Source organism: Rhodococcus sp. DK176 (genome assembly GCF_038447315.2).
Classification (GTDB): domain Bacteria; phylum Actinomycetota; class Actinomycetes; order Mycobacteriales; family Mycobacteriaceae; genus Rhodococcus_F; species Rhodococcus_F jostii_A.
This window is the reverse complement of sequence record NZ_CP118323.2, coordinates 218,953-231,708: the sequence shown is the minus strand read 5'-3', so window position 1 is coordinate 231,708 and position 12,756 is coordinate 218,953. Positions and strand designations below refer to the sequence as shown.

Here is a 12,756-nt window from a genome sequence, read left to right as displayed (position 1 = left end):
GTTCCAACGGCCGACGACGGAGGTGACGGTGCATGAAAGCCGGCAGGCCACACGCGGTCACAACGGGCGTCGTCGTGCGCTCCCTTCGACCCACCGACAGAGACGATGTGCGGGATCTGCACGAGCGGATGGACCGGCGTGACGCCTACCTGAGGTTCTTCGGGGCGCGTCCGAAGCAGTTCGAGGATCTGGCCGAGTCACTGTGCCGGCAAGACCCGCGGCATTGCGCGCTGGGTGCCTTCATCGGCGACACCCTGGTCGGAGTCGCGAACTACGTGAGTCCGGCTGAGCAGGCAGGCAGCGTCTCCCCGTGGGTCGAATTCGCATTGGTGGTCGATCACGAGTACCAATCGCACGGCATCGGAACGATGCTGCTGACTCGGCTCGTCGACGCAGCGCGTGCGCACGGCATCGGGCGGATGACGGCCGAGGTGCTGACGGAGAACACCTTGATGCTCGAGGTGATCCGAGACCTTGGGTGGGCCCACGCGCTGCGCCGCCACGGGACCACCCTTCACCTCGACCTCGACCTCAATGCCGACGAGCCCAAGACCGCGGGTCCGACGGCACTTCGCCGATAGAGTGGCGGAGTCTCATGTCGGCGTCCGAGAGAGTCTCGAGGGATTCACCGACGCGGGCCGTCGGCGAGCTCGACGTCCACGTCGTCGAAACGCACACGGCCTCCGTCGTTATGATCGGTGATGTCGTCTTCAAGTCGAAAAAGCCGATCCGGACAGCGTTCGCCGACTTCGGCACCGCCGCGAGGCGGCGGGCGGCCTGTGAGCGTGAAGTGGCATTGAACCGCAGGCTGTGCCCCGACGTGTATCTCGGTGTCGCCGAATTGACGGACCCGGCGGGAGGACCGACCGAAGCGCTGGTCAAGATGCGCCGGATGCCGTCGGACCGACGACTGGCCCGGCTGGTCGGCGGGGGCGGCGACGATACCACCGCGCAGGTGGATGCGATCGCCGCCGTCGTCGCCCGATTCCACGCCGGGGCGGAGCAGTCTGCGGAGATCGATTGTGACGCCACGCCCGGAGCGGTGGCCGCACGGTGGCGAGCCAACGTCTCCGAAGTGACGAGTTACCGGTGCGATGTCCTCCCGGCGGCGGACGTCCACGAGGTGCAGGCGCGGGCCCTCAGGTATCTGAAGGGGCGGAAACGGCTGTTCGAGTACCGCGTTCGGGAAGGCCGGATAGTCGATGGTCACGGCGATCTTCTGGCGGACGACATCTTCTGCCTCGCAGACGGGCCGCGCATTCTCGACTGCCTCGACTTCGACGACCACCTACGCCACGTCGACTGTATCGACGACGCGGCATGCCTCGCCATGGATCTCGAGTACCTGGGACGCGAAGACCTGGGGTTGCGGTTTCTCGATCGGTATTGCGCCGCGGCACGCGATGAGCCGCCGGCATCATTGCAGCATCACTACATCGCCTATCGGGCGTTCGTCCGCGCGAAGGTGGCCTGCCTGCGGTACACGCAGGGTTCCCGCGCGGCCGGCGAGGATGCGCGGGCGCACTGCAACCTCGCATTGAAGCATCTGCGCGCCGGAACCGTGCGAATGGCACTGGTCGGCGGGCTACCCGGCACCGGAAAATCCACACTCGCGCGCGGATTGGCTGACATCACCGGCTCCGTCGTCATCTCCAGCGACCGCGTCCGCAAGGAACTCGCCGGCGTCGAGCCGCATTCCCGGCAGGTGACCGGATTCGGGGAGGGCTTGTACCGCCCCGCCATGACCGACCGCACCTACGCCGAGGTGCTGCGGCGCGCCCGCGACCACCTCACAGCGGGACGATCGGTCGTTCTGGATGCGTCGTGGACACAACCGATGCACCGGGAGCGCGCAGCGCTCGCCGCGTCCGGCACCCACAGCGATCTCGTCGAAATCGAATGCAGGGCACCACGTGCCGTGGCGATCGCGAGAATCGACAGCCGCCCCTCCGGCGACTCGGATGCCACCCCCGCGGTGTACGACGCGATGGCCGCGAGTGCCGCGGCGTGGACGTCGGCCACCCCGGTCGACACCGACACCGCCGCCGGGGACAGCGTGCAGGCGGCGGAGCAGATGTGGCAGTCCACCTCGGGGTGGCGAGATGACTAGTCACAGAAGCCGGTTCGCCGGAAACGGCCCGGACGGCCCGACGACAGGAGAGCCCATGCCCGAAATCGTGACGTTGACGATGAATCCCGCGCTCGACATCACCACGAGCACCAACCGGGTGGCCCCCACCGACAAGGTGCGCTGCGGCGCGCCTCGCCGCGATCCCGGCGGCGGCGGCCTGAACGTCGCCCGAGTCCTGCACGTTCTCGGCACCCCCGCGACGGCGGTGTTTCCTTCCGGCGGCCACACCGGCCGCGCCCTCGAGGACCTCGTAGCCACCGAAGGCGTTCCCATCCGCAGCCGGACGATCCGCGGCTCCACCCGGGAGAGCCTGACGATCAACGAAAACGAGACCGGTCTTCAGTACCGATTCGTCCTGCCAGGACCGATAGTGACCGCGCGGGAGCAGATGGAGTGCCTCGACCTGGTCACCGAGGTCGCGTCGGGCGCTGACTATGTGGTGGTGAGCGGGAGTCTGCCGCCGGGCGTGCCCGCCGACTTCTACCAGCAGGTGGCGGACGTCGTCGGTGACCTCGGTGCGCGAGTGATCGTGGATACCTCCGGTCCGGCCCTGCGACTACTTCGGGGCGGTGTCTTTCTCGTCAAACCCAGCATCCGCGAACTCCGGGACTGGACGGGGCGGGAATTATCGGTGATCGACGACCAGGTGGCCGCGACTCGGGAAATCATCGACCGGGGGGTCTGCGAGGTGATCGTCCTCTCGCTCGGCGCCGACGGGGCACTGCTGGTCACCCGGGACCGCGACGAATATTTCCCGTCAGTCGACGTCGCCGTGGTCAGCGGTGTCGGAGCGGGCGACAGTATGGTCGCCGGCGTGATCTGCGGTCTGGCGCGCGGTCGGTCGTTGAGCGACTCGGTCCGGTACGGGATCGCCGCGGGGGCGGCCATGCTGCAGACACCGGGCACCGCCCTGTGCCGGCGAGCCGACGTCGAGCGATTCTATGCACTGCTCACCGACGGATCCGCGGCCGGCACCACCGTCGGATAGTCACCCGTGCGCGAGAGGGAGACCGGCGCGCGCACAATTCGGCGTAGTCCGGATCAGATCGTGAACCGTCCAGCGCGAGTTGAGAATAGACGACGCCGTACGCCCGGGGCGAGCTGCGCCCGGGCGCCGTCCGCGACGGTGAGCGGATCCCCCTCCCTCACCACGACCCCGCGTGACGTGCGTCGGGCAGCTGTAACACGGCCACAGGCAGCACAGTGTCGATGCCCACAGAAGTCAGCGGTGCTGCTTGATCGGTGTCGCGACGGGTTCGCTTATTCGGTTCCTCCGCGCCGGTCGCCCTCCGCGGACGTTCGCAGATCAGATCGCGCTCGGTCGAGCAGGATCCTGCGTTCGGCGGCCGAGACATTGTGGCGGGTCGCGGCGAGGGCATCCGGTGCCACGGACACCGAGGTAATGCCCTTGCGTACGAGGTGTTCCGCCAGAGCGGGATTGGTCGACACCGCCTGCCCGCACAGGGAAGTGGTGAGCCCGGCACGGGTGGCCCGCTCGATGATGACGTCGATGGCGTCGAGTACCGCGGGATCCATGGTGTCGAACAGGTCCCGGCAGATTTCGGAATCCCGATCGACTCCGAGTACCAGTTGGGTGAGGTCGTTGGTCCCGATGGAGACACCATCGATGCCCAGGGCCGCGTACTCCGGAATCCAGTACGCGACGGACGGCACCTCCGCCATGATCCATCGGCGCATGCGGCGATCCGCGCCCAGCGGATGGGAGTCCAGGTCGGCCAGGCACTGTGCGAGCTCCCACCGGGTACGGACGAACGGGATCATCAGATGCACGTTCGGGTAGCGCTTCCGGACGGTGAACAGCACGTCCAGGTCGAGGCGGAACAGTTCGGGTTCGCGCACGTAGCGGAAGCAGCCGCGGTAGCCGATCATCGGGTTGTCTTCGTGAGGCTCCACGTCGCCACCGGCCAGGTCGGCGAATTCGTTGGTGCGTAGATCGATGGCCCGGTAGATGACCGGACGCGGGGAGAATGCGGCGGCGATGCGTTCGACCGCCGCCGCCATCTTGGCCACGTACTCGTCCCGGCGGCCTTGCGCGATCATCGCGGCCGGGTGTGTCCCGCCCAGCGCGTCCATGATCATGAACTCGGCGCGCAGCAGGCCGACTCCGTCGACGTCGGCGGCGGCCACCCGGTCGGCGGCGTCCGGGGTGGCGAGGTTGACGTACACGGAGGTGGCCGTCACCTCCGGTGCCGCTCCCCCACCGGCCCGATCGGTCGCCGGTCGCAGTGAAGGAACGGCACCCGTCGCCGACGACTCCGGTGCAGGACCGGATACCGCGCCGTCGTAGACCACCCCCGAATCGCCGTCGACGGTGACGATCGCCCCGTCCACCAGTTCGCTGGTCGCGGTCCGGGTACCTACGACCACGGGACGTCCCAGCTCGCGCCCGACGATGGCCGCATGACAGGTGATCCCGCCGCCGTCCGTTACGATCGCCGCCGCACGCCGCAGCACCGGAAGCCAGTCGGGGCGTGTCATGGGTGCGACGAGGATCTCTCCGTCGGACAGCCGGTGAGCATCGGAGACGGACCGCAGGATGCGGACCCGGCCGGACGCGGTTCCGGGACCGGCGCCGAGCCCGTGGACAAGGACCGTGCCCGTCGACGCACGGGTTTCCTCCTCCGGACGAGTCCGGGACTGTCCCAGCGTCGTGATGGGGCGTGTCTGGACGATCCACAACCGATCGGCGGCGAAGACGAATTCGAGGTCCTGGGGAACGTGATAGTGGTCTTCGACCGCGGCGGCGAGCAACGCCAATCGTTCGAGCTGTTGGTCGGTGAGAACGCGCCGGCCTCGTGCCTCAGCGGGAATCTCCACCGCATGCTCCCCATCCGAATCCGCGGTGAGGGAGAACGACTGTGACCCGATGTGGGCGTCGATCACCGCGAATCCCGACTTCGCCACCACATAGGTGTCCGGCTCCACCTGGCCGCCCACCACCACCTCACCCAGTCCGGTCGCCGCTTCGACGACGATGCGGTCGCGTGCGCCTGTTCTGGGATCTGCGGTGAAGACCACGCCCGACTGGTCGGCGTCGACCATCAATTGCACGACGACCGCGATCGACGGTTCCTCGGTCACTCCCTGGACACTGCGATAGGTGAGTGCGCGTTCGGACCACAGCGACGCCCAGCACTTGGTGATCGCCTCGATGAGCCTGTCGGCACCGGATATGCCGATGAAGCTGTCGTGGATACCTGCGAACGAGGTGTCGGCGGCGTCTTCGGCGGGTGCGGACGAGCGCACCGCGACCCTCGGCGACCCGTCGCCGAGTCCGCGGTACGCACCGAGAATTTCCGCGCGCAGGGCAGCGGGCACCGGAGCGCCGAGAACGGTCGCCTGCAACTCGTGCGACGCTGCGGTCAAGACGCTGTCGTCGGCTCCGGCGGGTGGCAACGCGTGTTCTCGCAGGGTGTCGCGCACTCCCGCCTCGTCCATCGCCTGCAGGTAGCCTTCCGCGGTGACGGCAAATCCTGCGGGGACCGGATAACGTGCTCGCGTCAGCTCACCGAGATTTGCCGCCTTGCCCCCGACCGATGGCGCGTCGGACAAGCCGAGTTGATCGATCGGCGTGACCCAACGGTGTTCGACCACCGCCTGTTGCGGATTCATGAGGTCTCCTCGTCGTCAGGGTCCAGCGAACACCGTCGACATCGGACCGCACAGGGTCCAAAGTCACCGCCACGTGCGCGCGGGGCCGTAATACTCTGTCCATTCCTGGTCTCCCGGCTTGATGATGGGACGTACCTCGACCGAACGGAGCCGCGAGATGAGAATTCTGGTCACCACGGCAAGCGAACACGGGGCCACCACCGAACTCGCCGGCCGTGCCGGAGCAGGTCACCGGGGGCGGGGACCGACCGCCGAGGCAGCCGAACCCGACAACAATCGGAGTCGCGATTCCGCCACCGCCCGCGTCGATACCCGGCGACCCGGACAGGAGACAGGGCGGTGACGCGTGTCACGCTCATCTGGCAGTCCATCGGCGGCGCGGTGTTGATTGCGGTGCACGTGATCCTGACGAAACCGCTACGCCGGTGGCGCACGACGTGGGGTGCGACCGCAACGGAGGCCGCGGCAGCGCTACCTGGAGACGACCTGATCGAGAACCCCACATGGGGTTACACACACGCCGTCACGGTCGACGCGCCACCGGAAGCGGTGTGGCCCTGGATCGTCCAGATGGGTCAGGGCCGCGGCGGCTTCTACAGTTACGTCGGACTCGAGAACCTCATCGGCTGCCGCATGCGTAATACCGACAAGGTACTTCGCGACTGCCAGAACCTGGACACCGGCGACGAGGTGCGGCTGCACCCGAAGGCGCCCCCGCTGACCGTCGCATCGGTCGAACCGAATGCACGCCTGGTCCTCCACGCACGCGACCCTCGCACCGGCGACGCCTTCATCTGGGCGTTTCATCTCCTTCGCGACCGTACTGGGTGCACCCGGTTGCTCGAGCGGGGCTGCAGCTTCTGCGGACCCGGGCTCGTCAGCCGACTGTCCTTCGGGCCATTACTCATGGAGCCGATCGGTTTCGTCATGAGCCGGAAGATGCTCCTCACCATCCGCGCTCTCGCATCGGCCTCCGGAACCGAAGCCGCGCGACCAGACTGAAGCGGAACCACACCTGTTCGGAGAAGTACGGCTGCAAGTATCGGGGTGGGGTTCGCCCACCAACACCGTGCCGAACGCGCCACTGCGGCATTACATCCACGCATGCGGCGCGCGATTCTCCGCGACGGCGCCCCGAGCCGGGTGGACGTCATCACCTGGGTGCCGGGCGACGTGGTGCGACTCTGGCGGGCGAAGTCGTCCCCACCCATCTGCGGCTACTGCAGGCGGTACGCGGCAACAGGACGACCCGCCGAGCGCCTTCTCCGACTGCGCGTTCTTGGAAACCATCGCACATGCTGGGACGAGCACGAGGATTGTCATCATCACCGATGCCAAGCCGACTTTCACTTGTCCACAGTTGGTTTCGATCGCAGTGGGCCTCGGCGAACTCAACCCAAGGGTCGGCCTCCGCCGGTGGCCGAGAATCCAGTTGCCTGCCGGGCTCAGGGTTGTTCGCTGTAGAGGGCGGCACCGGCGGTGACCCCTGCACCCACGGCGATGATCAGGACTCGGTTCCCGGCCGGGATTCCGCCGGTCCGGCGGTCCAGGGCTGCCACGAGGGACGCGGTATGCATCCGTTCGTCGTCCGCGACCGCAATCCGCGGCACGGGGACACCCAGATGTTCGGCGAGTGCCGTGCGGAACTTCCGCCGGGCGGGAGCGGCCACGATCAGATCGACGTCGGCGAGCCCGAGGGAGGATGCCTTCAGGCATTCCCGTGCCGCCTGCGCTCCGGCGGCCGCGAATCGCTCGTCCCTCGACTCCGACTCCCGGAACCGAAGTACGTTCCGGGAATCCTCGAGTCCGACGGTGGCACAGAAGCTTTCACCGGCGTCGGGGCAGTTCACCCAGCGGACGGGCCCGAGGCCGAATTCGTCGTCGGTCCACCGGCAGAGGATGGCCCCGCCCGTCGGCGCGAACGGAAAGTGCTCGCTCATCCCACGGCCGGGATCGGCGTCACTGGCGACCACCAGCGCCCAGTCGATGGTGTGTGACCGCAGGAATCCGTCGACGATCTGCAGTCCGGTGAGAGCCCCGCAGGATCCGTTGGCGACGTCGAACGAGAAGGTCCCGTGTGTGTCGTCGTGGGGGTCCTCCGGGTGGGCTCCGATGTCTTGCTGGATGAGTGCAGCGAGGGCGGGCTCGCCCAGATTCCGGTCCCGGTACATCCCGACGTTGACAAGCAGGTCCAGGTCGTCGGCGTGTCGGCCGGCCCGTTCGAGGCAGGTCTGGGCAGCGGAGACCGCGAGATGCAATGCACTGTGCCGGGTACGCCAGCCGCCGCGGGTGACGTCGAGCCGATCAATGACGGTGCCCATAGCGTGCCACCAATTCCTCGTCCAGGGTCAACAGAACGACGCCGATCTCCAAGCCCGAGGCGAGGGCGATCAACGCCACGGTCTCCCCCGCTCGGATGCGGCCGGCTTCGAGTTCCTCGACGAGCGCGACGGTGTGGGTCGTCGAGGCCGTGTTCCCGTATCGGTCGACGGTGATCACGGCGTCGTGCCGCGGAGCATCGCCGAGGGTGGCGGTCACCTCGGCCATCCCTTTGCGGATCGCCCGCGCCGAGGTTTGGTGCGTGATCACGTGATCGATGTCGTGCAGGGAGATCCCAGCGGCGTCGAGCACCTCGTGCAACAACAGCGGGGTGTCCGCGATCGCCGCCCGCTGGATGCCCCGAGAATTGGTGAACATCCGGGCGCCGGGGTCGCCGCCCTTCGGGTAGGCGAGACAGAGCCGGCTGTAGTCGGCGACGGTGGTGAAACCGGCCAGGCCGATCCCGGCCGATCCGACGGGGGCACGTTCGAGGAGCAGCGCGGCCCCGGCGTCGCCGAGGGTCAGGCAGGCAAGTTCCTTGCTCATGATGTTCCGGATGTGCTGGGCAGCATTCTGTCCGAGCTGCGAAATGTATTCACCACTGACCACGAGCGCCCGTTCGACGATGCCCTGACGGATCCAGTTGTTCATCACCGTCACCCCGGTCAACATTCCGGCGCACGCGTTCGAGAGGTCGAAGGTCATCGCCGTTCCCGCGCCGATCGCCTGGGCTACTGCACTGCTCATCGTCGGTTCCACCCATTGGGTGAGACCGCCGTGAAACTTGGTGATGCTGCAACTGACCACCACATCGATCGACCCGGCGTCCCGGTTCGCCCGTTCCAGGCAATCCAGTGCCGCCGAGATCGCGAGCGTGTAGGAGTCTTCGTCCCCGACCGACACCCGCCGCTCGCGGATCCCGGTGAGGCGTTCGAGGTCGATGTGGGTCGAGTGCCGGGTGGTCGACATCAGGTCCGTGGTCGTGAGATGGGTGGCGGGCAGATGCCGGCCGGCCCCGGCGAGACGGGACGCGAACGGCATTCGCAGGCCGTCGTTCTCGGTCTCCATGACCAGCCAACGCTTGACCATCCCGTCCACCTCCGTGCTCACTTCACGATCGCGCACCGGGGATCTCGTCACCAGGGCATTTGGTCCCTTCCGGGGACCTTCGAAGTCTTCTCCGAGGAACTCGACGAGGTGAGGTCCTAGGACCCTTGTCCCGGGGCCGCGGCGCGCCGACGCTGAGGACAACGAGAGGAGTCGTCATGCAGGCACGACACGTCATGAGCAGCCCGGTCACCACGGTGGACAAATCCACCTCGGTGGACGAATGCCTCCAGCTGGTCGGCAAGTCCGGCTTCACGGTCCTCCCGGTCGTCGACGAGCGAAAGCATCTCGTGGGCATCGTGTCCGAGGGCGATCTCCTGCGTGCCCGATTCCGTGAGCTGGGCGGGGTCGACCCGGTGGCGACGCAGGACGAGGTGACCGCAGGAGACGTGATGTCCAGCCCTGTCGTGGCGATGACGGCCGACGCCGAGGTCAGCGAACTCGCATCCGCCATGCTTCGATCGCGGCTGCGCGGCATCCCCATCGTCCACGATCACGACATCCTCGGGATCGTCACCCGACCCGATCTCATCGCCATCCTCACCACCGACGACGCCCAGATCGCCAAGGAAGTGCAACACCGCCTCGACGTCTACGGCGGAGCCGGCCGATGGCGCGTCGACGTCGCCCACGGCTCCGCCACGATCTTCGGTGCCACACCGCAGGACCCGGAACGTAATGTCATCGCCGCACTGGCCGACACCGTGCCAGGGATCACCGAGGTGCACTTCCCGCCCGAGTAGCCACCCACGAGCCGTCATGCGACACCGGTCCTCGACCTTCCCCGGCAGGAGGCAGCAATGCAGGCACGGTATCTCGACGCCCGAGACCTGCGTTGGCCGTGGGTTGCCGCCGCCACCATCGTGGGATTTGTCGCGTTGTCGGTGACAACTCCGCTCACTATCCTCGGGGGCGCATCCGGGATCGTCTTCATCGGACTCGGTGTCTTCCGCAGTCCACACCACCGTGTCGCCGGGGCCGCGATCGTGTCCGTCGGTGTCGGACTGATGGTTCCGGGATTGCCGACCCTACTTCTGCAGGGCGTGAACTCGCTGTGAGCTCCCGCTCGGCGATCCGGAGCTGGCTGTGCGCCCGATCGAGACGGTCACGCGGCGGCGCATTCTCGACTCGGCCGGGGTGAACGAACAGAGACGAGGAATCGACGTGACGACAGATTCACCGATCGTCGTGGGTGTGGATGGATCGGCGCAATCGCTCGACGCCGTGCGCTGGGCGACGGCCGCGGCCGTCCTCCACCGGGCCCCGCTGCTTCTGGTGTCTTCCCTGCTGACGGCGCCCGGTACGTTCGGCGACGCTGTCAACCTGTCCGCGGGCGCCTTCACCGGTGTGGAATATGTGGGTGCCGAGCGGCTCGCCGCCGCGGCGGAACTCGCCCGGCGCAGTGTGCGCGGCACTAACCTCCCCCTCCGGACGGTGCTGCTTCACGGCTCGGCCGTGCCTGCCCTGCTCGACGCCGCGAAGTCGGCTCGGATGCTGGTTGTCGGTTCCCGCGGGCTCGGAGAGCTCACCGGCGGCCTGCTGGGATCGGTCAGCTCCGCGGTAGCCAGTCATGCGGCCTGCCCGGTGGCGGTGATCCGCTCAATGCCCGACATGGACGGGCCGCCGTTGGACGGTCCGGTGGTGGTCGGGGTTGACGGCTCACCGAACAGCGAACCGGCCATCGCGGCCGCGTTCGAGGAAGCCTGCCTGCGCGACGTCGATCTGGTCGCGGTGCACGCGTGGAGTGACTTCAGCATGTTGAGGCTTGCCCCTGCCGATCCCAGCGTCACCGCATCGGCCTGGTCGGCAATCGAAACCGCGGAACAGGCCGTCCTGTCGGAGAGCCTCGCCGGCTGGACGGACAAGTATCCGGACGTGTCCGTCCGCAAGGTGGTCGTCCGGGATCGACCGGTTCACCACCTGCTCCAGCAATCGCAGGAAGCGCAATTGGTGGTGACCGGCAGTCGTGGGCGCGGCGGCTTCACCTCGCCGTTGCTCGGCTCGACCAGCCGGGCACTCCTCCACACCATCACCTGCCCGCTGCTGATCGTGCGCCGGTGACATCAGCACACCTGCTTCGGCTGGTCCGGTCCGGTCCGAAACGAGACGGCGCAGGGCGCCATCTCTTCGGGGTACTGACCAGGACGCGAAGGGGATTGCGTGACACCGCCACTCCGTGCTTCGCCGTCATCCCCGCTCGCGGCGGCGCCGCCCTGGGATGTGGTCTGTGAACAGGTGACCGGAGACCCTACCCAGGCCCGGTGGATACCGCGTCCAATGGAGGAGCCGGATTTTCCGACCGAGGCATCCACGAAAGGCCCACCCACCTGCCGCCCATCGGCACCGCCCGTGACACGGTTCTCGAAAGGAAAGTGCCGTCATGCACGCTCGACACATCATGAGCAGCCCGGTCACCACCGTGACTCCGTCGACCCCGGTCGACGAATGCCTCCGCATCCTCGCCAGCTCGGGATTCACCGTCCTACCCGTCGTCGACGAGTCGCATCACTTGGCGGGCATCGTCTCCGAGGGCGATCTGCTCCGCGCGAAGTTCCACACACTCCCCCGTCCCGACTTGCCGGCGGCCGAGACGATGACCACCCCGGTCGTCACCATGACACCGGACACCGACGTCAGTGACCTCGCGTCGGCGATGCTGCGCGCGGGCCTGCGCGGGATTCCCATCGTCCACGAACACGATGTCATCGGAATCGTCACCCGGCGTGATCTTCTCGCGCTCCTGACAGTGGACGACACCCTCATCGCGAAGGAAGTACAACACCGTCTCGACGTCTACGCAGGATCACGGCGGTGGACGGTGCAGATCACAGACGGCAAGGTCACGATTACCGGGCTCGCGCTCGACGATCCGGAACGAGAGGTGGTGACGGGCCTGGCCGAGACCGTACCGGGCGTCGCAGACGTTCAGTTCACCCTGTCCTGAGACACCTCAGGCACCCTTGCGGCCGGTTCGGAGAGTGCGCTGTTGGAGGTGCGGTTTTCGGGCAATAGCGTCTTGTAGCGCGGAAATGCGTCGCCGTTCGTGACTGTCTTGCTCGTCCTTCTCGGCGGCTGTCACCACGTGCGCGTCTGGGCCGGGGAACACGAGCGCCTCGTGCCCGTCCCGCATCCATCTGACAAGGTACGGCGGTTCGCCGTCGGTGCGGCGAACCTCGACGATGTGCCCGACCTCGTCCGGGCTGTCGACGACCGTGCCTTTCACCACCAGCCAGTCCCCTGGTTCTGCGTGCATGTCGATCTCCATCCGTTGCCAACCTGACACGGGCGAGGTGCGCGTGTGTCGCGGTTCATTGATGCTGGTCCGTGCGATGGCTGTGAAAGTCGGTTTCGAGGCGAGTGAGGTTGTGGTTGCTGACCCTTCTCAGTCCACCCGTCATCGGGGGAAGACGATAGGGCCGAGGGTCATCAGTACGAAGACTCACCACAGCGACCGGACGGGAAGCCCCCAGCCTGGTTGACACACGGGTGTGCGGTTTCACGCCGCATGCTCGTTCTTCGGATTGGGTCTGCGGGACCGTGTGCGGGATCTCCGAGCGAGGGCCCAA

13 protein-coding genes are annotated in these 12,756 nt (G+C 67.3%); 9 read left to right on the top strand and 4 right to left on the bottom strand.

The window, feature by feature from the left end; translation table 11 throughout:
• Nucleotides 1-32: 32 nt before the first annotated feature.
• The 3 genes from PSR88_RS39735 to PSR88_RS39725 are packed head-to-tail and all read left to right on the top strand — an operon-like array spanning nt 33 to nt 3,119.
• The gene (locus PSR88_RS39735) at nt 33-581 is read left to right on the top strand and encodes a GNAT family N-acetyltransferase (protein WP_029538622.1); all 549 of its coding nucleotides are present in this window, start codon (nt 33-35) and stop codon (nt 579-581) included.
• 14 nt (nt 582-595) lie between these two features.
• Nucleotides 596-2,110, top strand: coding sequence for a bifunctional aminoglycoside phosphotransferase/ATP-binding protein (locus PSR88_RS39730; RefSeq protein ID WP_342338990.1), 1,515 nt, complete (start codon nt 596-598; stop codon nt 2,108-2,110).
• A gap of 55 nt (nt 2,111-2,165) precedes the next feature.
• Nucleotides 2,166-3,119 (top strand): 1-phosphofructokinase family hexose kinase, encoded by a 954-nt coding sequence (locus PSR88_RS39725; RefSeq protein WP_016881421.1) that lies wholly within the window; start codon nt 2,166-2,168, stop codon nt 3,117-3,119.
• Between the two features lie 272 nt (nt 3,120-3,391).
• Here the strand turns inward: PSR88_RS39725 and ppsA are convergent, their stop codons facing one another.
• The gene (ppsA, locus tag PSR88_RS39720; RefSeq protein ID WP_016881420.1) at nt 3,392-5,764 is read right to left on the bottom strand and encodes a phosphoenolpyruvate synthase; all 2,373 of its coding nucleotides are present in this window, start codon (nt 5,762-5,764) and stop codon (nt 3,392-3,394) included.
• 157 nt (nt 5,765-5,921) lie between these two features.
• Here ppsA and PSR88_RS39715 point away from each other — a divergent pair, with 157 nt between their 5' ends.
• Together PSR88_RS39715 and PSR88_RS39710 are read left to right on the top strand one after the other, a co-directional pair.
• Nucleotides 5,922-6,107 (top strand): hypothetical protein, encoded by a 186-nt coding sequence (locus PSR88_RS39715; protein ID WP_016881419.1) that lies wholly within the window; start codon nt 5,922-5,924, stop codon nt 6,105-6,107.
• Nucleotides 6,104-6,766 carry a hypothetical protein gene (locus PSR88_RS39710; RefSeq protein ID WP_016881418.1) on the top strand — a complete coding sequence of 221 codons (663 nt, stop codon included), beginning with the start codon at nt 6,104-6,106 and terminating at the stop codon, nt 6,764-6,766. The genes PSR88_RS39715 and PSR88_RS39710 overlap by 4 nt, the downstream gene beginning before the upstream one ends.
• Before the next feature lie 443 nt (nt 6,767-7,209).
• On the opposite strand, the gene PSR88_RS39705 is transcribed toward PSR88_RS39710, so the two are convergent.
• Nucleotides 7,210-8,085: a 3-oxoacyl-[acyl-carrier-protein] synthase III C-terminal domain-containing protein gene (locus PSR88_RS39705; protein ID WP_342338989.1), complete on the bottom strand. Its 876-nt coding sequence runs from the start codon at nt 8,083-8,085 to the stop codon at nt 7,210-7,212.
• Nucleotides 8,069-9,172, bottom strand: coding sequence for a 3-oxoacyl-ACP synthase III family protein (locus PSR88_RS39700; protein ID WP_029538612.1), 1,104 nt, complete (start codon nt 9,170-9,172; stop codon nt 8,069-8,071). Before PSR88_RS39700 ends, PSR88_RS39705 begins: the two co-directional genes overlap by 17 nt.
• Before the next feature lie 176 nt (nt 9,173-9,348).
• Between PSR88_RS39700 and PSR88_RS39695 the strand changes: the two genes are divergently transcribed.
• The 4 genes from PSR88_RS39695 to PSR88_RS39680 all read left to right on the top strand — a co-directional run bounded on the left by PSR88_RS39695 (nt 9,349) and on the right by PSR88_RS39680 (nt 12,134).
• Nucleotides 9,349-9,933, top strand: coding sequence for a CBS domain-containing protein (locus tag PSR88_RS39695; protein WP_016881415.1), 585 nt, complete (start codon nt 9,349-9,351; stop codon nt 9,931-9,933).
• Nucleotides 9,934-9,990: 57 nt separating this feature from the next.
• On the top strand, nt 9,991-10,248 hold the full coding sequence (locus PSR88_RS39690) for a hypothetical protein (RefSeq protein WP_016881414.1): 258 nt from the start codon (nt 9,991-9,993) through the stop codon (nt 10,246-10,248).
• A 106-nt stretch (nt 10,249-10,354) separates the two neighbouring features.
• On the top strand, nt 10,355-11,251 hold the full coding sequence (locus PSR88_RS39685; protein ID WP_029538609.1) for a universal stress protein: 897 nt from the start codon (nt 10,355-10,357) through the stop codon (nt 11,249-11,251).
• Nucleotides 11,252-11,570: 319 nt separating this feature from the next.
• Nucleotides 11,571-12,134, top strand: coding sequence for a CBS domain-containing protein (locus PSR88_RS39680; RefSeq protein ID WP_016881412.1), 564 nt, complete (start codon nt 11,571-11,573; stop codon nt 12,132-12,134).
• 6 nt (nt 12,135-12,140) lie between these two features.
• Here PSR88_RS39680 and PSR88_RS39675 read toward each other — a convergent pair whose 3' ends face one another.
• Nucleotides 12,141-12,455 (bottom strand): DUF1918 domain-containing protein, encoded by a 315-nt coding sequence (locus PSR88_RS39675; protein ID WP_016881411.1) that lies wholly within the window; start codon nt 12,453-12,455, stop codon nt 12,141-12,143.
• Nucleotides 12,456-12,756 lie beyond the last annotated feature (301 nt).